This window comes from Chitinibacter sp. ZOR0017, from assembly GCF_000799095.1.
GTDB lineage: Bacteria > Pseudomonadota > Gammaproteobacteria > Burkholderiales > Chitinibacteraceae > Chitinibacter > Chitinibacter tainanensis.
Genome location: NZ_JTLG01000015.1, coordinates 1 through 20,449 on the forward strand (window position 1 = coordinate 1; position 20,449 = coordinate 20,449).

Below are 20,449 nucleotides of genomic sequence, written 5' to 3' on the forward strand. Positions count from 1 at the left end.
CATTGAGTCACCTAATTGTGTATGAGGTGCAGCATAACACCTCTAATCAGGTGGCCAAATTCAGTGTGCCACTACACTTGGGCGGTCCAGTGTATTTTACAGCTCCCCTTCCTCCGCGGGTTGATCCCCCTCGACTTCTGAATACAAGTGGATTTCAAAATTCTTTGGTTGTCCTAGTTGAGGGAGCTTGGCGGAGTATTTTATGACGATTTGTCCATTGAGAAGCGTCTTGCCTCTGCTGTTACGGTCTAACGCGACTTTGTAACTCTCTGGATTGGCAAAATGATTCTCGATTACCTTTAGTTTTTTGTTATTTTGCTGATCATGCTTTTCGGCGAGTGCTTTTTGTAGTTTCGCTTTGAATTGCCGAGAAAACATCACCGTAGGATTTAGGTCACTGTCGCCCAATTGGCGTCCCATGGCGAGTACCGCTGGTAAAAACTCTGATCCGTCGGCGTCAAACTCTCCTGTGACCACTGGCTCACCTTGTTTGTCTGCAGTGAAATGATATCGTACCTTTACCTTCAAACCGATTGAAAAGGATGGGTCAATCGGTACACCTACGCGAGCAGTATGATTTAACGCAAGGGTCTTTAACTCTTGAGCAAAAACCTCTGTGAGTCGTGCAACTCTCCTATATTTTTGATTATTCTGAGCAGCAGAAACTGGCAATGTTTTTAGTAATTTGTATTCAAATTTAATTTTGCTATAAGAAAAACCATCCTCTGCTGATGGTAATTTTAGAACCAAGCCACCTTGACCAAACTTGTAAGAGCTGTCAATTAGTGTGGATAAATCTGCATTGCTTTCGATTATGTTTCCTGGAATGAATAAAACCTCATAATCTAATTGGCAACGCTGAAGGTCACATGCTGGGGATATTGCCAGAAATAATTTGCCTTTCGAATGTTCCTCAAGAGACTCAAGCACATCGCCAAAAGCAATTTTAATGTTGTCTGAAGTGGGAGTAGGCGCAACAGCTATATCAGCAAATAATTCGAAGAGCACGCTTGAGGGCAGCAATTTCCCATCAAAAGGAGCATCTCCGTAGGCATGCCCCTCTGGGAGAACTTCCTCTTGTAACCCTTTTGCCATCCGAACGCGTGCAGCCAAAGCCTCAGAAAGCAGTAGAGTTAAATAAGATTGGGGTGTATCACTTTCTCCGTCCAGTCGCAGAGTCTTTAGAATTGTTAAGTCATGAACATCGAGTCTGCTTCTTAACTCAATTTTTAGGCTCGTTGCAGCTGCAGAAATCTCATGTTCAATCGTGTCAAGATACCCACTTAGCTGTTTGGCCGATTCGTAAGACTCAACAAATTCTTTTAAATGAGACTCTATCTCAGCAGGTGAAAAGTCAGCCTTGTCCATGGTATGAAAGAAAGCACCTCGTACACCAGTATCCTTTCTAAAAAGAGCAAGCTCGTTTGGTGCCGGCAATGAGGTAGACATGAGAACGATTACTTTTGGGAACGACTCCTCGTCAATAACGATTTTGGTTGCAAGTTCATCACTTATTGCCTTGTGATGCAATCGTGCTTCTTCATGATTGCTAACCCCTTCTAGAAAGAAGTCAATGAACACAACAGAGCATGCATTCAAATCTGCACGCGCGTCTTCTAAACTCCCAAAGGTTTTGGGAGTAACGCCAAAGTATTCAGTAACAACTTGCTCCAAATTTCGTAGCCGACGCAGTTCTGCAGTGTGCTGCTCGTCTAAATCAACAAAGAGGCTTTGAAGAAAGTGATGTTGACCGGCAAGATGTGCGTTATATATCTTCGACAGACTCTCGTTTGTTGCATTCAGCAGTACCTCGGGGTTGGTGCTCTGAATTTCCAAAAGGGCGCTAAGAGCGGCACAGTTGTCTGGCGATGCTTTAAGCTCCTTATAGAATATAGCCAAAGCGTCGCCATTGATAGTCTCTGGGTTTGGTGCTAGATACAAATCATCAATGATAACAACGCTCCCCACTCCCGCCTTAAAGGCCTTTAAAAGGCTCATTTTACCCCCCCTTAGAATTTCAATATGAAGCCTTGATGGGTGCCTTCCTTCGCTGGAAGTAACCCCAACTCTGCATCATTTTCAGTCGCGAGTTTTTTAGAAATATATAATCCAAGGCCTCGGCCATTTGCCCCTTTTGAGGTGTAAAAGGCATCAAAGACACGACTTCCAATATCTTCAGAAATCCCAGGCCCATTGTCGGAGATGGTGACCAACTTGCGGACAGTATCAATATCAACATTGATTTTCGCGCGTTCATTGCGATTTATGCGTCGCGCCAACCAAAAGACAGAGTTATTGAAAATGTTGTCAAATATCTGAATGATTTGTCCTCGCTCGACTTTACGTGTGAAGGCTCGTCCTCCAGAAACAGCCATGTTGAACTCAACGTTATGCCGAGCAAATTTCGTTTCATAGAAATCTTTCATTTCTGCTATTAGCTCTGGAATTTCAAGTGTTTCTCTCCGTTGTCGACCGGGAATGCTAAGTACATCGATTACACGAATTCTCTTATTCAATGTCTTCAGTACAGATGCAAGTGCTTGGAGCTTTTTGGGGTCATTCGCCGTTTTTTTATCGGCCAAGAGATCGAGCGCATCCTGAGTTGTTCTCGCTAATTCGTGAGCGAGGAGTTCTACCATCAATCCGACGCCAGCAAGATGCGTGTAGGTTTCAACTTCTTCATTTTTTGATTTGAGTGTTTGCTTGGCACGATTCCATGCATCCTGCACTTCGCCTAATTCTTGCAATACGCTTTGAATAGTTGCAGTTTCTGCTGGAACACGCGCCTTTAAGCGTTTTAGATTTTGGGCTGCACTTTGGCTTGAATCTACGATGCGGGCATCGATGTCCTGTAAGGTCTCTTCGTCGGCGACTTTATTTTCCTTATCAACCTTTTCTAGAAATGACTTACAGTCAGCAATAATTGCTTGGCGAAGTAGGCGCCGAAGAGCTTCTCGCTCAGGAGAGTCTCTGAATCCTTCTCGATTGGTTTGATCGACAAGCTTTGGATTTCCCTTCGAGCTAATTCGTAAGTAGCCTACAATTTGGGCGCGATTCAACTTGTATGCCGAGCTGGCAAGAGCTTTTCTGTCCAAATCCAACCAATCATCTTGGGCGGAGCCATATGGATACACGCGAAAGCCGTCGCGAAAGACTAGAAGCCCACCGCTCCAATGGCGAACAAAATCACCAAGTCCACCTGCCCACAGCACTTTCTCTTCTCGCAAGAATCTCCCACGGTTGAACCAGTAAAACTTTGCTTCAAAGTCTCCAAGAGTTTTCAGGGCTTCAACGACTTCATCGGAACGCGCTAGCTTTTCTGCATTTTTCTTTCGCTTAGGTTCATAGCTTACGACAGTTGCCAAGTGAGGGCCTGCATGGGTCAACTCCTCTTCTCGCCTATAATGGCTATATACCGTCTTAATAGTGAGTTCTGCACAACTTTCGTCTGTAGATTCAGCAGCTATAGCTCCCGCACGGAATGTAATAGTACAAACTGCATCCGCTGATTTCAGGCGTGCAGACTCAAATACGGGAATTAGGTTTGTCTCTTTACCTTGGAATTGAACACTCAAAAATTGGTTGGCTACTGATGATTTGAAGGGGTCAGCCAACTTACCTAGGTCAAATCGTGATAATTCTTTCAGCTTGTCCAGATCCCAATCAGACTGTAGATCCTTGATGACAATAGTCGTTCCTTTGGGCTTTGATTTGAAGGGCCCAATAACTGGCTCGAACTGAAGCGACCAGTGATCTAGGTCGAGCATTGGATTGGCATAAATTGGTCGCCAATCCAAGTCGAGCACAAATTCTCGGGGCTCCGATTCTACTGCAGACACTACCTGTACGAAATGGCCAAGGCGCATCGCTGCGAGGCGGCCAATTCCTTTCTCTCCCAATGGAATGCGTTCGTTGTGACTATCTTCGTCTTCGTTATCTTCGAGGAGAAAATTTTTTTCTTCAAGTCGATTTGTAGTTCCTACGGTTAGATAGCACAAATTCAGCGCAGTATCGTTCATTCCAGTGCCGGAATCGATGACTTTGATGAAATTTAGCTCTGCGCAAGTGTCCTCGAGTGTCGCCAGTGCATTTGTCCGCGAGTTAGTTTGAAGAGCGCCGATAAAATCTTCGACTGCATCGTCTGGGGCGCTACTATCAATACCCGCTTCGACTTCAGCTAGGAACTGCTCTGCATTCCATGCAAGACTAGTGTCTTTCCATTTGCGCAGAAGTGCCCGCTTCATTGAGGTTTGCATGACAATTTGAATCTCGATGCCAATCTCTTCTGAGCCAGCATCCAATCCATTCTTGATTAGTTCGTATAGCGCCATTCCGTCGGAACTAATGAGCTCCGCACCGAGCTCAAGAAGCACTCGCGCTTTAAATGTTAGTCCCAATCACGCCTCCTAAAGCTGGCAAACCAAGCAGCCTTGATCATCGTCTTCATCGCGTTCCTCGGCAGTGTCTGCATCTGCAAAAATTTCCAGTAAAGTGGCATTTTCTTTTCGAGATTTTAGACGTTCGATGCGAATCACGTGTTCGCGCTTGATTTGTTCCACGCGTTTCGGCTGCTCTAGCTCTGCTAGGCTTTCACCTTGGCTCCATGTGAAAAAATTGCCTGTTTTCTCATATGGACGTTCATATTCTTTAGCTTTTTCATATAAATCTGGATAGGTTTCTTTGAGCCTAACCCATTCTATCTTTTGCTGATAAAAACAAAAATAGCAGCCTGATCTAGTTCTTCCCCATTTCGTGTAGGGCGGCATTCCCACGCCCGATGTGCGTAGAATCTCCTCTATATCACGAAGCACCAAGCCGTCTTCTCTAAATGGATATACGGCCTTAATGTTAGGTTTGTGGCTAATGTAACCACTACGGTTTTCTTCTGCACGCAAACCAACGTAGTTGATTACTTCATCATCTCCGCAATGTTGCTCAAATGGTTTGAGTTTCAGTGCTCGCGTGCACCAGCGACGATGATTGGAAGGGATCATGCCACCATACATTTCATACCAATGATCAAAACCAACATCGGCATTTAATCTGATAACTTCTTTACCTAGATAACTTGTGATGCGATCCAAGTATTCATAGGTTTCAGGGAGTTCTTTGCCGGTGTCGCTAAAGATATATTCCATTTCTGGAACTCGATCCCGCATATAGATGGCCAAGGCTGCGCTATCTTTGCCGCCTGAAAGGCTCAGGATATGTCGAACACGCTTTTCTTCAGCCATGTTTGGTTTCCTCTTCTTGCTGTATGTCAGCCATCAATTGCAGATCCATAATGGCTTGAGCAAGCGCAGCAGCAGCCATTTGGGCATCTCCTTGCGCCGTGTTCTTGACCAACGCTAGTACGTTTTGTGCTAGCGCTTTTGAAGAGTCCGTTGTAGCCACAAATACGGCCTGCTCTTCACCTCCGGCCATCGTTAGCGTCAAGCCGACAAAGCGCTCCGCAGCTCTAGGAGCTACTCCTCGGCGCATCACAACCTGCATCCAACGTTGATATCGACCGCAAAGTTCGGACAACCCCTGTTGGAAGTCGCTGATTGAGTCATCAGACCATGAGTCTAGAGGACGCCTTACAATCAGGCTACCAACGGAATCTAACCATTTTTCATCGCTCAGTATCAGATCCGTGCAACGCAAAATGAAACTTTTTAGTTTGGCATCTGCAAGTGTGGATCCCTCTTTGCTGCATTCTGCCTGAAGCTGATTTCTAATGCGATTCAAAGGCCCGCTGATTTTGAATCCTCTATTGAGCTCTACTGCAACGTCCTCTTGTAACTTGCGATAGGCAATTCCCAGATCTGTTAGCGCATTAGTAAGCCAAATCGCGAACGAGTCTGTGGACTTGGACTCAAAATGTGCCTTAGGTAGTGTCTGAGTGAGTAGGGCGATTGGATCTGTTGCTTTGCTAATCATTGAGCGTACTAGCGTTGCATCTTTGCCAATGCGCTGAGTTTGTTTGCTAAAGTCGGGCAGACGAATAAACCAGCGAATTAAGGTTCGGGCAACGTCAAGGTAAGAAGCATTCTGACCTAACTCGCAGCCTATTGCTGCCAGAGCATTCCGATAATCCGTTAGCAGGCGAATGTTGCCGTCTGCATTCACGAGTTCTCTCAGCGTGAAAATTTTAGGGCTTTTGAACATGCGTTGGAGATGTTCAGAAGTAAGCTCCAACACAAGTGATCCACGTTCGAATATGGCGCATCGGCTCCTGTTTACTAGCAAGTACATTACAATCCAAACACTTGCAGGCCCTGCGCGAACACCAAGAGGCGGTGCTTTAAGAAGCCCGAGTAGAGATTCGAAGGTTTGTGGTTCGGCATTCCCTAGGCCGGTGGCGATGACTTCCCAGACGTATTCAATATTATTGGAGGCAGAGCTCGTTGGCTCATGCAGGGACCATTGACCATTATGTTCATGCCAAATGCCCGTCTCGCGAAGTAACGAAGTATGTATGAGACGTTCTGGAGGGTATTCATTTTGTCCGCAGATTGGCGTCGTTTCATTTCCGTTGAGAATGACATCAAACATGCGTTGCCGTGCCATTACGATTGGTGATGCGGGCTTATCCTTGTTAATCAGCTCGTTTACGATACAAGGTGTCTTTGGGAATACTTTGTCAAACAGCCACGATGCCAGCTGACTTGCATTCATTAACTCGCTGCCATGGATTGTATGGCCGAGATGCCAATAGGTTGCACCGGGGAACTCCGCTGACGGCATAAGTGCGGATGTAACTATGCGTTCCACGCTGGTTGCGGCTTCTTGGAGGCGGCCTTCAACATAGCGGGTGGACCATGGGTCTAGGCGCTTTGCGGATACCTCCCGCATGATTGCTTGCCAAATTGCAAAGTCAGTTAAGGCGGCTCGTCCTTCTGTAGACAAAACTAAGTAGCCGCTGACACTGAGCAAATCATCGTCTTCAATGGGTTTCAAAGGACGCGTTGAATCTTCTTCACCCGCAACAGCCAATATAATTTTTAACCAACCATCAGGCTGCGTTTCATCTGTTTTTTGTTTGGGTATTTGAGGCCAGTTTTCAGCTGTGCCAACGAGAACTCCCATTGTCCGGATGGTTCCTGTTTTGTCGTAGTGACGTGTTGCTACGACTGGACGTTTGGATAGTGCTGCGTTAATTCCCTCTTGTATCAGGTCGTTTTCATTCCGGCGTGCAGCTTCTTCATAAAGCCCTTCAATATTGACGGCATCAGAAACGGCAAGCGTGAACTCCGTATTGCTTTTCCGCTTAATGAGCACGCCTTGTTCGACTAAAATTGCAAGTTTGCTGGAAATTTCAGAAACATCTGTGCCGCCGAGTGCATAAGCAATGGTTTCTGCGTTGGCAGTAATTCCAAGGCCAGTTTGAGCTAATTCAAATATGGCAATGGCTTTTAGTACACTTAGTGCAATTGCATCTTGTGTGATTCGAAGAATGGCCTCCTGAGCAAATGCCCAGCGGCGTTCAGCTCCAAGATCTCTAAAGCGGAGTCCATAGCCTCCAGCTAAAAAATCGTAGAGGTCAGAAATACGATACCAATTCCCTATTGCGTGTTTCTGAGCGAAATCGCGAAGTCCGTTCGGTTCGGAACCTTTTAGAAAAGCGTGAAAAGTACGTTCACTCTGACCAAATCTCTTTGATACGGTTGCTATTGCGGCTAAAGTCAGAGGATGGAGTGGATAGAGGTATTCGGCTTCCTTAAGGAGTGCTTTATCTGATTCAGATGTTGTTCGTAGTATGCCGAGTTCAACCGCGCGAGCGTAGAGTGATTGTGCTTCTGTGATCAGCTTTTGGTTGAGCAGTAATTGCTGTGAGCTGCCCAGAGAATGACGCGCAAAGTGGGCATATCGCTCGATTGGTTCATCAAATGGAATTTCCGCAAAGCGAGCAGAAATTTTGTGCCACTCATCGCCTAGAGAGCGACCAACTCCCGCAGCGTAGCTGGCGAAATGTTGGTGTAGCATGGCAATTACAGCCAATTTGTTATCATCAAGTTTGCAAGCAGCCTCTGCGACGTGCTGAATTGCAATCAAATCACCTTCTGCAGGGTACAGGGCTGCATGTTCAATGAACTTGCCGACCTCATCAACAAGCAATGTAAGGCCTTGGTAACCATTCCTCTGAAGTGCTGCGGCAAAATCAACGGCCATTTCACCAGCTGCACTATTGAAAGGAAGACCCTTGTAGGTTCCCTTTGCAACATCGAATTGCATCTGTAACGTAGTAAACGCGATACTTTTATCAAGTCCAGCAAGAGCATCTGATATTGAGGTTGCTAGGGCTGCGCCAAACGAAAGGCGTGACCCAACTACTGCTAAGCAGTAGCGATGTACGGTTTCAAATTGATCTGCAATGCTTGGGGCAACTGCACGCAAACTCGTTGCGGCTGCCCCATGTGCTTCTGGGCCTGCCATTAGCTGCGCGAGCATTACCCCTAATGCTGATTTACCACTTCCATAGGGTCCTACGATTTTCCAAGCGCGTTGCGCATGTCCGGATGTCAAATCATTAGCGATCAGGCGAATTGCATTGATGCTGTTGGGGGTTAAGAGATAGCTCTCAATAATTCGATCGTCGCTTAAATCTCGCTCTAAAGAAATTGAACGTGTGTGCTGACCGTCTAGTGTTAGTAGGGAGATAATTTGCTCAGGCATTTTCCAGCGCCTCTTTTGGTGACCACAATTGGAACTGTGGATCTAATTGGTTTGAAGTCAGGACAATGCCTTGCGTGTCTGCGGTATCAACGAATCGAAGTGCTCCGCTAAGCGGGCCGTCAATGGTGCGCTCAATAAGCAGCCTAAGTTGGTGTTCGTTTAATCTGAAAACCACGCCGGGGCTGTAGTCGCCTTTAAGGAGGCTATTGAAATCAGTAGTAGCACTTTGTTTTTGGCTTAATAAGAAGTCTACCAATGCTAATGCAAAAATCCTTGGTGTCAGTTCAACTTGGACATGAATATCGGTACTGTAGAGGGTTCGGCCATCTTCTGTTTTTGTTGCTTTAAGTAGACCCAAATCTTGTAACGGACTCCACGAGGCATCGTCCGAGTTTTTTTCTGAGGGTAGGTAGGTCTGAATAAAAAGCGAGGCATGTTGTTCTAGCGTTGACGGAGCTAATGAACGCACTAAAGACTTGCTGCGTTGGTCTAATGCTTGTACCAGACGGGCACGTTCGAAACGAATCAAGCGCCCTTCCCCAAAAACTTCATTCCATGCTGCCAGGCCTGCACGCGTGCTTAATTGCCAGTGAATAAGCCAAAGAGACTCCAGTGACTCTAGATAGGTATCCCAGGCTTCTCCAAAGAGACGCAAACCAATAGGACCAGGTGCGTGCCCACCATCTCCGGTGGACTGGATCACTCCGCTAGCTTCAGCCCAGAATTGGAGTGACTTAACCATGTTCCGACCAATTCCAAGCACCGACATCGCCTGTTCCTCATCCCGCAGAATGCGTGGATTCGCAAGCACTGCGCGATATATTTTTGGCAGCCACCCGTAGCGGCAAACGAAAGATTCGTGTCCAGAAAAGCGCTCTATTTGCTCTGACCTTGTTGTCATTCTTTATTCCTTTGGCTGTTGACGTTATCCGTTACAGGGCTTTCTGCGCGCTGAATAATAATGCGCTTGCTGGTAACGTCAAAATATATATCCACAGCATCCCCTTCTTGGAGGCCTGCATTCCGAAGCAATGGGTCGCTCAGAGCGATTCTCCCAAGTTTTTGCACTGTTTTAGTATCAAAAAATACTTCGTTTGTACTTTTCATGTCATTTTTCATGCTTTATTTTGATCTATTTTACTACTTATTTTGGTATTTTTTTGTACGTTTTGATGAGAAGAATGCGCGTTTGTAACTTATTTGACAAACGGTTGAGAGCTTCCATCACTGGTTTCTGCTTGATGAGGGCTTCCTGGAAGTGGGGGCGAAGTTGATGGTTTTGCTGGGTCTACTTTTGACTTACTTCGCCACTCGCCAGTCCGAGAATTCATTAACTATTGTGGAGTACCATGCTGGCGGATCAGTAAAGTCTTTTTCTAGGTGGTTGTAACGGATTGTTTTTGCACGCCAAGCCGCTGTGAGCCTGAGTTCTGGGCTCGCCATAATCCATGCAGCCAATTGCAGTAGATGCCAGCGTTCATGGAGCGGGCGTAATATGAAAGGCAGTCTAAGATCAGCAAGTGGAATATCATCGATCCGGAGTTCATTTGTTATATGCTTGCGTAAAGCCGCAGACTTATAGCGACTCGTCATCAATTTACACAGCTGATGTAATACGCTTAAAAATCCGATGTTAATACTGGTTCCGTTGTGATCCGCAGGTGCATCAAGTGATGCGATTGCGCGCTCTAAAACTTGATATGCTATTCGATCATAAGGCTCAGGAGCCTCAGTCACGGTGTCGCGTAAATCCAACCCGCATTTGAAGCAAGTACTGAGTGGTCCGACGTCAACTATATCTGGGCGACCAAGTTCCAGTCGATGAAAGATTATCGGTGCTTCACAGCGTGGACACCGCTCATGAAGCATGCAGTTGTGAGTCGGGCAAAAAACATTAAATCCAACACGCCACCTGCGACGGTAATATGGCTCTGAATCTTGGGCAAGGCAGGCAGGACAAAATTGCATGCCAAAACCGTTGCGTGTGCGATGGTACATTTTTAACGGCAGTATCCAGCGCAACAATCCTGCGGAATGAAAATGCGGATAAAGGATGTGCTCATATGCGCGTAACGTTGTTGCTTGCCCGGCTTCAGTGCTTAAACCTGTGTGCGAGCAAATCTCTGTAATTAGCCAATCCGGAGATAAGCGATCAATGTCTCGATTCCAAAGTGGGCGCTCTTTTCCGAACTTGAGGTGGCAAAACGTTTCGACCTTCAGGCCGTGCATGTGAGCAATTCTGACTAGCCACGACGACAGCAATTCGTCATCAAGCGGTTTGGGGTGTATCGTCCATAGTGCTTGGGTTAGATTTTGCATAATCCATTGAATGCTAGATGGTTACGTTTGGCTGACATAGTTCATGTATAAAGTTAAATCCGCCACTTCATTCTGTCTCTGTTCAAATGGGTTTAGCATTCGTTATGTATAGTGCTTGTCAGACAAAATAAATAAGGCGAGGGATGATAATTTTTCTTGATACTGAGTTCACGGATTTCGTTGATTGCGAGCTGATAAGCATTGGTTTTGTTTCAGAAGATGGTCAGCACTCGCTTTATCTAGAGGTGCAAGATTTTGACAGAAGCAAATGTAATTCATTTGTTCAGACTGAAGTGTGGGCAAATTTAGGGCGGGTCAAAACTGCTATTGTCCGAAAGAACGAAATCGGGGAATTAATTCGTAGATGGTTCGCGACGTTACCACGCAGCGTGACGCTGGCTTGTGATTCGGAGCATGACCGCCGCTTACTTGCTGCTTCATTTGATGGGCCTTGGCCAACGAATCTAACGGGATGGTACGACCTACGACCACTTATCGATACATCTGTTTTTAATAATGCAGTAGAGCGTTATCACAATTCTGAGCGCCCTTGGCATCACACTTTGTTTGACGCCCATGCTCATCGGGCGGGCTGGTTGGCATACATGGCTAATCAAACGCATGCATAAAATCGTATAACTTCTAAATAGAGACGTGGAATTGATGACAAGTGAATTCCAGTATTTACATGAAGCCAGTATGTTGGATCAATACTCTGCTACCCGAAAGTGTACATTCTTTCGCTGATTTACTAACCGTTTGGCAATTTATATCATTTTGATTAAGAAATGCTCTGGCGAATTCAGCGGGTGAGTGATAGCAGTCCTCGGCTTGGAGGTTTTAACGGAGCTGTTCTTCATGTAGCTAGTCTTTCAAATTAAATTTGATCGGATATTGTGCATCATTAATGAATTTCCCTTTTTGGATGGATAGCTCAGATTTTCTCGTGAGATTGTTAATGTCATTCATTGCTTGCTTATGTTCTGAGATAAATTTTGATTTATTTTCTTGATGTAAATATGACGTTAATTTATTTTTCTTTTTTGGGTTGAGTGGTTTAAATATTCTCTGAAGTTTGATGCTATGGTTTGCTCCACATTGAGCAAGCCAACCAGTAACAAGCTTGGCAGATGAAATATTTCCTTCTGTCATAGCAAGGTTGGTAGTCGATTTGACTTCACCCCAGACTTGATCCCGATAGCCTGTGTGCACTTTAACGGATTCGTATGCTATTCCTTGAAAGCAGTCATAATTTAGATAACGTTCATAGACACGATTTATAACTTGATAAAATCGTTGGTCTTTGCTTTGGAAAAGTTTGTTTAATAATTTGCAAAATGCTGATCCATTGGAGTTGACTTCTATAAAGCGCATGTCCATTTTTAGTGAAAAACAACTAATTAGAAAGTAAGTGTTAGGCTTAATGTCACATTCCCGTATTGCGACAAAGGGATGATCTGCTAGATAGAGTTTACGCTCTCCTTGGTTGTTGAAGCGACCTATTGGTATTTGTGTGACGCTACGTGTCGGTGGAAGAAAATCCTTTAGAGTTACCAGTCCTGAAGAATATTTGTTTACCTCTGCTTCTCTTATTGGTCTAACTCGTGAAAATACTGAACCTTTGGGGTAAATGCGATAGGTTAAATCTAATTTTGCTGCATCTACATTTTTGCTGGTTGAGTTTGGGAATAAAAATGAATGTATTCTATGGCAGTATTCATCAACGCCAATTTCTGGATCGAACTCTTCAAAATTCAATTTAACTTCCTAAGGGTTGTTGAGGAAATGTGTTTTAAAATTTTATTATATTTTGCTGAGGTTGTTGAGGGTTAAAGCAGAATTTTTGCAATATATTTTCTTACATCTGTACTGGGTTCGCTTTCCGCATGGATGGTGGGATCCAGGGCAAATTATCCAGCAATTTGATTGTGATTCGTTCGTCGCCATTCGTAATTGCATGCTCGGCAGCCAGCTTCAGTAAGTCGCATGTATCACCCAGCGTGCCTTCTGATAGCCACAGGAGCTTTTGTGCCATTGCGGTGTCATACAAGTTGGACGCCAGTTTTAATGGCATGCGCTGCTCTAACGTCATTAAAATGCTGCCAAAAGTGGTATCAAGCCGCCATCGCGGCAAAGTTTCGGGAACAAAGCGATTTGATAGCTGGGTATCCGTGTTGAACGCATTGTAGGATTCCTCAATCCCTGCCGCTACGATTGAGATTTTGCATTCATTACCGAGGCTTTTAATTGCATTCCGAAAGTCGCGCTGTTTGCTGAGACTACCTGCAATTAGATGGTGAATTTCATCGATCAGTAGCACTTTCACTTTTAATGTTTCGAAGATATGTTTTACTTGGCGGCAACGTTCGGCTGGTGTTGCCCGTGGCGGATAGGCGATGAACAGCTTGTCGAGAATGCGACCATAAAAATCGCTTACATCTGGATGCGAAGGGGATTCAACCATAACTACCGGCACCACGGCAGCATCTCCATCGAGATTTAAATCAGGTAAGTGGCGATGCTGAAACTGTTCGAGAATCGAGCTTTTCCCGTTGTTTGACGGGCCAACAATCAGCATGTTGGGCATTCTTGTAACCTCGGGATAATTTAAAAGCCGTTCCAGCTTATCAAGAATTTCAATTGCTCTTGGATAGGAAATCCAAGATCCAGATTGAATAGCAATGATGCGCTCTTGATCGGAGCTGGTGATGAGTTCTTTGGCTTTTTTCCCTAGGTGTGAGTAGTTAGGCTTTGTCAAAGCTATTCCTCATCGAATGATCTGATGGCCGAAGGATCGTAGCCTTCAATTTTTGGAGGCATTGCGCTTGGCGTTGCCTTTGCTACAGTTGGTAAACGTTTGGCCAGATTTTTTCGCGATTTGTCGTGTTCAATTCGTTTCTGCTGGGCGCGGCGTGCAACTTTGGTTTTTTCGGCAGACTCATCTTCCAGTTGGCGTTGGCGGTTAATCAGATCGAATAACATTCGTTCATCGATGTTTTTCTTGCCTTCTTTGCGGAGTTGAGATTTTGCATCGCGTAGCTCCCAGATGCTGGCTGCCGGTAGACTGGTGTTGCGATAGGGTATGGCGTAGTAGTGCTGGCTGTTGGGATCAAAGAAATACAGCTGGCTGATATCTCTCGGGTCACGCCGGAAACGAAAGAGTCGGGCGTGTCGATGATACTTCGGGTCACGCGAATTGATCCATGGGCGCAAGACATCGTGGAAATAGTAAATGTCGTCCAGCACTACCCCGTAATCTTGGACGGAGCGCTCTTCAAAAGGCAGAAAATCGAGCCTGATTTTTTCTTCATCGAGTCGGCGGGCGGGTAGACCCCGCGGAAGCTGCCCATTGCCGCCCAGTAAACCCTCTTTCCATTTCTGCAGTGGCGTGCAGCCAATGCCGGTATGAAGACTGTTGTGGTAATGCGCAATCATTAGAATCAGCCATTTTTCCAGTTCGGATAGCGTCATCGTGGCTTTGTTTTCTGCGTCGTAATCGCCTTTTTCATCTATTCCGGAAAATGTAGCACCTGGCAGGTGCTTGAGATTCTCTGAGACGGTACCCATCAGCCGTTCGATATGCGCGCCATATTCAGGTTTTTTTACTGGACGAAGATTCAGGTCGATGTCGTATTCATGGCAAGCGACGCGTAGCATTTCACCGCGAAACTCACGAGCGTTATCCATATGCAAGCAGCCCATGACGCCCCAGCAGGGCCAACTCACATCTACACCCAGGTCATGTAGCCATTTTTCTTTTGGCAAAATGGCGTGGGATACACACATTCCGGCCGACATGGCGGATGGTGGGTCTAGCGTCAAATACATTCCCAAAATCATTCGGCTGTAAACATCGATCATTAACGTAATCCACGGTCGTTTGATCGACTTACGGGATATATCGCTGACAATCATGACCGGCAAAAGCGTGTGATCCATTTGGACCAAAGCGAGTGGCCACTCTGCATCTGGAATGGAGCCAAGATTAGGATCAAATTGCAGGCTAGCGGCTCGCGCTCCTTTGCGGCGGCTAAGACGTTCCTGCTGAGTAATCCATTCAATTCGTCGCCGAATGCTGGTTAGGTGCGGAGCTAGTAAATCAGCATTCCGACAAAGGCGTTGAACTTCTTTTGCTGTTTTGGCTACGGAGGGCTGCTGCTCTGTTAGGTGATAATTCTCAATTCGTTCCCGGATAATGGCTTCGATTTCAATCGGTAGTCGGCCCTTGCCACGGCCGCCGCTCCGCTTGGTCGGTAACAGGGACGAAAGTAATCCAGTTTCCCTATAGGCCGCCAACCAGCGATAAAGAGTCGGACGGCTCACACCAGACTCCTTGACGATTCGGTCTACTGCATCTTTGGCTGATTCATATGGATTTAGAAGTGGCTCGAGCAGGTTTTTCTTGCGTTCGGCTTCTTGCCATTCTTCGTCGGATACTTCAGATAGATCAACTGCGACTGGTAGCGCACCAGTAATGGGGGCTTCGTTCACCGATTTTGGGGGCAAAATGGTGCTGATATCGATGAGTACTTTTTCCTGTGTACCAACTGCTTTGGCCAAAACATGGGTCAGGTCAGCCAGCGCCACGATCACGTACTCGCGATCACCATGTACGAAGGTGTCGCCTTTATTCAGAAACAGAACGCTTGTGCTCATGACTAGGCTTGCTCAGGAAGATAAAGCATGCTTTGCATGGATAACGGCTCATCCAGTACCGCAGCTAATTGGCCATTAATCAGCATGAACCAGACTACTGGTGCCCAGTGCAAAATGCCGGAATCATCTCCGCCGAGTTGCTGTAGTAAGGCATCTACTGAGAGTTCGCCGTCGGCCAGTTGAAGTGCCTCAATTACTCGCGCCACGTCTTGCTCGGCTGGCAGGATGTTTCGGTATTCACGCAGAAACTTCAGGTTCTGCAGGTATGGGCCCCGTATTTCGTGCTCAGTGGCTTTGGTGAATACCCATTCCTGATCTTTTGCAAATTGCGCTGCCTGTTCAAATTTGGCGGAATATTTGTCAGCATTCCGCTTGAGATCTTGGCTGGGTTTGACCTCGGTGAGTTCTGCTGGCTTGTTATGATATTTGACCAGCACATCGGGTACATATTTCTTCGCGCTGCGCCCTTTACCAGTTAGAGGAATTTTGACCGGCTGCTCTTCAAAACTTTCAACCTCAGGGTCAAATTCAAGTAGTAACATATAGTCACGTTCGAGTAAGGACTCGAATGAGTGCATTCGACCATTCTTTTTGCTGGAGAATGCTCCGGTTACCGTGAGATAGTTCTTGGGGACGCGACGTACTGGCATGATGCGCAAATACCTCGATCAGAGTCGATGAGAAACTGTCCGATTCTGTCTCATCGACTTAAAGCGAATAGTCTCATACACTTATAGTCCATCTTCTGCAAAGCCGCAGAAAAATCTCGTTTTCTTGTGATGGCGACAGTAAACGCCGGCGTAGTCAAGATGTGAACAAAAACGGGGCTTAGCCCCGTTTTTTATTGGTATTGCCCTGTAAACAAACAATAATATAGCGTTGCGGTTGATACAGGGAGTAGGTATATGAGTAGCTTACCCAAACACCAGCTGACCATGACGGTGCTGATGACGCCGGATATGGCCAATTTTTCCGGCAAGGTGCACGGTGGCGCCTTGCTCAAGCAGCTGGATCAGGTGGCCTATGCCTGCGCCAGCCGCTACGCCGGCGCATACGCCGTCACCTTGTCGGTTGATCAGGTCACCTTCAAGCAGCCGATTTTTGTCGGAGAATTGGTGCATTTCATGGCCAGCGTCAACTACACCGGCCGCACCTCGATGGAAATCGGCATTCGCGTGGTGGCGGAAAACATCCGCGCGCAAACCCAGCGCCATACCAACAGTTGCTACTTCACCATGGTGGCGATGAGCGAAGAAGGCACACCGCTGGAAATCGAGCCGCTGATCGCGAGCAATGAGCAGGAAGTTATCCGCTGGGTGGAGGCCGAAGCGCGCCGCAATCAGCGGCTGCAGCAGCGCTAGCCAGATTATCCTGGCTGCCGGCAGCGCGCGGCAGATTTACAGGCCGTTCTGTAGCTCGAAACGGTGGCGGGTAAATAGCTGGCGGATGGCGGGGTTGCTGTGGGTAAGGCCCATTTGCAGCGCCGTGGCCACCCATGTGCCGCGTTGGCTTTGCTTGGTGAGCTGCAGCAATAGGGTTTCACTGCTGCGGTAATGGTTGGTTTGGAGAGCGTGCATCAGTGCCGTTTGGCCTTGCAGATCGGCCAGCTGCAAATCTGCGCCAGCCTCGAGCAACAGCCGAATCACCGCATGCTGGCCACGGGTGGCCGCTTGCATCAGCGGGGTCATGCCATTTTTGGTTTGGCTATTAAGTTGCGCGCCATGCTCCAGTAGCAGACTCATGGCTTGCAAATGGCCTTCGGCGGCGGCCCAGTGCAGGGCGGTAAAGCCACCATCATCCTGCGCTTCGGTATTGGCGCTGCGCGAGAGCAGCAAACCCACGAGCGGTAAATGATCGAGGGTGGCCGCCCAGATCAGCGCGGTTTTACCAAGCTCATCACGGCTCTCAATTTCAACGCCCGATTTCAGCAGCACCAAGGCGCGTAGCGTATTGCCGGTTTCTACCGCATGAAAAAACTCTTTGCGGGTGCTGATGCGGTCGTCGTTGCTTTGGTCGTAATCGATATCAACGATGTGATCCCAGGCTTGCTCGGGCTCGGGTTGTTCGGGCGGGAATTGCTGCTGATGCAGCCGTTGCAGGGCAAACAGCTCGGAGGCGACTTCGGGCGGGAAGCCTTGGCGGTCACCGCGTTCATCCACTGCCAGCTCGGCAATATAGGCTTCCAGCTGCTCGCTCCCCCAATACAACAGCACCTGCTCCAGAATCCGCGGATAGCAGTTTTCCAGCTGGTGGGGATAAAAGTCGGCATTGGGGCCTAGTAGGCTGACGATCGCCGGATGCAAGATGACATACTCATACGCGGTTGGGAGGAATGACTGTACCGGCTGTAAGGTTTTCCTTCAAGTGAAATTCTGCGCATAAAAAAACGCCACTGCACGGGCAGTGGCGTTTTCGCGCGAGGCGCAGGTGATTACATCATGCCGCCCATGCCACCCATGCCGCCCATATCAGGCATTGCAGGTGCGTCGTCTTTTGGCAGTTCAGCGACCATGCAGTCAGTAGTCAGCAGCAGGCCCGCTACTGAAGCCGCATGTTGCAGCGCTGAGCGAGTAACTTTAGCTGGATCCAGTACACCCATCTCAACCATATCGCCGTATTCGCCAGAAGCCGCGTTGTAACCGAAGTTGCCTTTGCCTTCCAGCACTTTTGCTACGACTACGCTTGGCTCGTCGCCGGCGTTTTGTACGATCTGGCGCAGTGGCGCTTCGATCGCACGCAGTACGATCTTGATACCTGCGTCTTGATCAGCGTTAGCGCCTTTCAGTTCAGCGATGGTAGAGCGTGCACGCAGCAGCGCAACGCCACCACCGGCTACGATACCTTCTTCAACTGCGGCGCGAGTAGCGTGCAACGCGTCTTCAACGCGGGCTTTCTTCTCTTTCATTTCCACTTCAGTGGCTGCGCCCACCTTGATCACTGCTACACCGCCAGCCAGTTTGGCTACGCGCTCTTGCAGTTTTTCACGATCGTAATCGCTGGTTGATTCTTCCACTTGTTTGCGGATAGTTGCTACGCGTGCTTTGATCGCGTCTTCGGCGCCAGCGCCGTCGATGATGGTGGTGTTTTCTTTCGCCACTTCGATGCGTTTGGCTTGACCCAGCAGTGACAGATCCGCTTTTTCCAGGCTCAGACCCACTTCTTCAGCGATCACAGTACCGCCAGTCAGAATCGCGATGTCTTCCAGCATGGCTTTACGACGGTCACCAAAGCCTGGGGCTTTCACGGCAACGGTTTTCAGGATGCCGCGGATGTTGTTCACCACCAGTGTGGCCAGTGCTTCGCCATCAACGTCTTCGGCGATGATCAGCAGAGGGCGGCCGGCTTTGGCAACTTGCTCCAGAACTGGCAGCAGATCGCGGATGTTGCTGATTTTCTTGTCGAACAGCAGCACGAATGGGTTATCCAGTGCGGCGATTTGTTTGTCTGGGTTGTTGATGAAGTATGGTGACAGGTAGCCGCGGTCAAACTGCATACCTTCAACCACGTCCAGCTCGTCTTCCAGACCTGAGCCGTCTTCAACGGTGATCACGCCTTCTTTACCTACTTTGTCCATTGCTGCAGCGATTTTCTCGCCGATTACAACGTCAGAGTTCGCAGAGATCGAGCCAACCTGGGCGATTTCTTTGCTGGTAGTGCATGGTTTAGCGATGGTTTTCAGCTCAGCCACCAGGGTTGAAACGGCTTTGTCGATACCGCGTTTCAGATCCATTGGGTTCATGCCGGCAGCAACGTATTTCATGCCTTCTTGCACGATGGCTTGAGCCAATACGGTTGCGGTAGTGGTGCCGTCACCAGCGATGTCAGAAGTTTTAGACGCCACTTCTTTCACCATCTGCGCGCCCATGTTTTCGAACTTGTCTTTCAGTTCGATTTCTTTGGCAACCGATACACCGTCTTTGGTGATAGTTGGGGCGCCGAATGAGCGCTCCAGTACCACGTTACGGCCTTTAGGGCCCAAAGTTACTTTAACGGCATTGGCCAGTACGTTAACGCCGTTAACCATTTTTGCGCGTGCGCTATCACCAAACAGAACTTCTTTAGCAGCCATGTTATTTCTCCAAATTCTTCAGTTCACTGGATACGGCCATGGGCCGATCCCTTAACAAAGTTAAAGCCGGGCTTAGTCTACGATGGCGAAGATGTCTTCTTCGCGCAGTACGGTCAGCTCTTCGCCGTCGATTTTCACGGTTTGGCCGCTGTATTTGCCCAGAATCACTTTGTCACCCACTTTGACGGTCAGGGCGCGTACTTCGCCGTTTTCCAGCACTTTGCCTGAGCCAACTGCGACCACTTCACCCATATCTGGTTTTTCAGTCGCGCTGCCTGGCAGAACGATGCCAGAAGCAGTTTTCTCTTCGGCTTCAACGCGCTTGATCACAACACGGTCGTGTAATGGACGGATTTTCATGGTGTTAAAACTCCTGAGTAGGACAGTCAAATTACAGTTGTCTGGTTAGCGGAGTGAGCGCTTAGCACTCGCCCCGTTTGAGTGCTAAATGGTAGGGACGCCGAGGCGGTTTTTCAAGAGCCTGCGTGAAAAATTTCTCGGCTTGTCATGCTCTCGACGCAAGGGCGGAGGTTGGTGCGGCGACGCGGGAGATGCTCTGGGGGTATAGCCCGGTGGGTCTTGATTTAAATGCGTTTGGGCGAAATACAGGGTGGGGTATTGGGGCGCAGAAAAACAAAAAGCCCTGATCGCAGGATCAGGGCTTTGAATTTTGGCGGAAGCGCAGAGATTCGAACTCTGGGGGGACTCACATCCCCGACGGTTTTCAAGACCGCTGCCTTAAACCAC

The 20,449-nt window shown here is 47.8% G+C and carries 16 protein-coding genes; 2 read left to right on the plus strand and 14 right to left on the minus strand.

Annotation, left to right across the window (positions count from 1 at the left end):
- Positions 1-96: 96 nt before the first annotated feature.
- The 7 genes from L991_RS04740 to L991_RS16880 all read right to left on the minus strand — a co-directional run bounded on the left by L991_RS04740 (position 97) and on the right by L991_RS16880 (position 10,977).
- A complete protein-coding gene (locus L991_RS04740) occupies positions 97-1,998 on the minus strand; it encodes a hypothetical protein (RefSeq protein WP_047392886.1) in 1,902 nt (633 codons plus the stop codon).
- An 11-nt stretch (positions 1,999-2,009) separates the two neighbouring features.
- Entirely contained in the window at positions 2,010-4,397 is a 2,388-nt protein-coding gene (locus L991_RS04745; protein WP_047392889.1) for an ATP-binding protein, read from the minus strand.
- A 9-nt stretch (positions 4,398-4,406) separates the two neighbouring features.
- Complete coding sequence (locus L991_RS04750) at positions 4,407-5,234, minus strand: phosphoadenosine phosphosulfate reductase family protein (RefSeq protein ID WP_047392891.1); 828 nt, start codon at positions 5,232-5,234, stop codon at positions 4,407-4,409.
- Positions 5,227-8,658, minus strand: a complete 3,432-nt coding sequence (locus L991_RS04755; RefSeq protein WP_047392893.1) for a hypothetical protein — start codon at positions 8,656-8,658, stop codon at positions 5,227-5,229. The genes L991_RS04750 and L991_RS04755 overlap by 8 nt, the downstream gene beginning before the upstream one ends.
- Positions 8,651-9,559 (minus strand): DUF4007 family protein, encoded by a 909-nt coding sequence (locus tag L991_RS04760; RefSeq protein WP_047392897.1) that lies wholly within the window; start codon positions 9,557-9,559, stop codon positions 8,651-8,653. The genes L991_RS04755 and L991_RS04760 overlap by 8 nt, the downstream gene beginning before the upstream one ends.
- Positions 9,556-9,765, minus strand: a complete 210-nt coding sequence (locus L991_RS04765; protein WP_047392911.1) for an AbrB/MazE/SpoVT family DNA-binding domain-containing protein — start codon at positions 9,763-9,765, stop codon at positions 9,556-9,558. The genes L991_RS04760 and L991_RS04765 overlap by 4 nt, the downstream gene beginning before the upstream one ends.
- Positions 9,766-9,957: 192 nt before the next feature.
- Positions 9,958-10,977 (minus strand): TniQ family protein, encoded by a 1,020-nt coding sequence (locus L991_RS16880; RefSeq protein ID WP_081986539.1) that lies wholly within the window; start codon positions 10,975-10,977, stop codon positions 9,958-9,960.
- 143 nt (positions 10,978-11,120) lie between these two features.
- Between L991_RS16880 and L991_RS17215 the strand changes: the two genes are divergently transcribed.
- Positions 11,121-11,606, plus strand: a complete 486-nt coding sequence (locus tag L991_RS17215; RefSeq protein WP_156128988.1) for a 3'-5' exoribonuclease — start codon at positions 11,121-11,123, stop codon at positions 11,604-11,606.
- Positions 11,607-11,841: 235 nt separating this feature from the next.
- On the opposite strand, the gene L991_RS17220 is transcribed toward L991_RS17215, so the two are convergent.
- The 4 genes from L991_RS17220 to L991_RS04785 form a co-directional block, all read right to left on the minus strand.
- Entirely contained in the window at positions 11,842-12,735 is an 894-nt protein-coding gene (locus tag L991_RS17220) for a hypothetical protein (protein WP_156128989.1), read from the minus strand.
- 100 nt (positions 12,736-12,835) lie between these two features.
- Positions 12,836-13,735, minus strand: a complete 900-nt coding sequence (locus L991_RS04775; protein WP_047392902.1) for a TniB family NTP-binding protein — start codon at positions 13,733-13,735, stop codon at positions 12,836-12,838.
- Positions 13,736-13,737: 2 nt separating this feature from the next.
- Positions 13,738-15,633 (minus strand): helix-turn-helix domain-containing protein, encoded by a 1,896-nt coding sequence (locus L991_RS04780; RefSeq protein ID WP_047392905.1) that lies wholly within the window; start codon positions 15,631-15,633, stop codon positions 13,738-13,740.
- A 2-nt stretch (positions 15,634-15,635) separates the two neighbouring features.
- Positions 15,636-16,283: a TnsA endonuclease N-terminal domain-containing protein gene (locus L991_RS04785; protein ID WP_047392908.1), complete on the minus strand. Its 648-nt coding sequence runs from the start codon at positions 16,281-16,283 to the stop codon at positions 15,636-15,638.
- Positions 16,284-16,538: 255 nt separating this feature from the next.
- Between L991_RS04785 and L991_RS04790 the strand changes: the two genes are divergently transcribed.
- Positions 16,539-16,994 carry an acyl-CoA thioesterase gene (locus L991_RS04790; protein WP_028449634.1) on the plus strand — a complete coding sequence of 152 codons (456 nt, stop codon included), beginning with the start codon at positions 16,539-16,541 and terminating at the stop codon, positions 16,992-16,994.
- A gap of 36 nt (positions 16,995-17,030) precedes the next feature.
- Here the strand turns inward: L991_RS04790 and L991_RS16350 are convergent, their stop codons facing one another.
- The 3 genes from L991_RS16350 to groES form a co-directional block, all read right to left on the minus strand.
- On the minus strand, positions 17,031-17,936 hold the full coding sequence (locus L991_RS16350; RefSeq protein ID WP_052190622.1) for an ankyrin repeat domain-containing protein: 906 nt from the start codon (positions 17,934-17,936) through the stop codon (positions 17,031-17,033).
- A gap of 128 nt (positions 17,937-18,064) precedes the next feature.
- Complete coding sequence (groL, locus tag L991_RS04800; protein WP_028449633.1) at positions 18,065-19,702, minus strand: chaperonin GroEL; 1,638 nt, start codon at positions 19,700-19,702, stop codon at positions 18,065-18,067.
- Positions 19,703-19,774: 72 nt separating this feature from the next.
- Entirely contained in the window at positions 19,775-20,062 is a 288-nt protein-coding gene (groES, locus tag L991_RS04805; protein ID WP_028449632.1) for a co-chaperone GroES, read from the minus strand.
- Positions 20,063-20,449 lie beyond the last annotated feature (387 nt).

Coding starts and splice junctions, on each gene's coding strand:
- L991_RS04740 (WP_047392886.1), bottom strand. CDS start 1,998: ATGAGCCTTTTAAAGGCCTTTAAGGCGGGAGTGGGGAGCGTTGTTATC.
- L991_RS04750 (WP_047392891.1), bottom strand. CDS start 5,234: ATGGCTGAAGAAAAGCGTGTTCGACATATCCTGAGCCTTTCAGGCGGC.
- L991_RS04755 (WP_047392893.1), bottom strand. CDS start 8,658: ATGCCTGAGCAAATTATCTCCCTACTAACACTAGACGGTCAGCACACA.
- L991_RS04760 (WP_047392897.1), bottom strand. CDS start 9,559: ATGACAACAAGGTCAGAGCAAATAGAGCGCTTTTCTGGACACGAATCT.
- L991_RS04765 (WP_047392911.1), bottom strand. CDS start 9,765: ATGAAAAGTACAAACGAAGTATTTTTTGATACTAAAACAGTGCAAAAA.
- L991_RS16880 (WP_081986539.1), bottom strand. CDS start 10,977: ATGCAAAATCTAACCCAAGCACTATGGACGATACACCCCAAACCGCTT.
- L991_RS17215 (WP_156128988.1), top strand. CDS start 11,121: ATGATAATTTTTCTTGATACTGAGTTCACGGATTTCGTTGATTGCGAG.
- L991_RS04780 (WP_047392905.1), bottom strand. CDS start 15,633: ATGAGCACAAGCGTTCTGTTTCTGAATAAAGGCGACACCTTCGTACAT.
- L991_RS04785 (WP_047392908.1), bottom strand. CDS start 16,283: ATGCCAGTACGTCGCGTCCCCAAGAACTATCTCACGGTAACCGGAGCA.
- L991_RS04790 (WP_028449634.1), top strand. CDS start 16,539: ATGAGTAGCTTACCCAAACACCAGCTGACCATGACGGTGCTGATGACG.
- groL (WP_028449633.1), bottom strand. CDS start 19,702: ATGGCTGCTAAAGAAGTTCTGTTTGGTGATAGCGCACGCGCAAAAATG.
- groES (WP_028449632.1), bottom strand. CDS start 20,062: ATGAAAATCCGTCCATTACACGACCGTGTTGTGATCAAGCGCGTTGAA.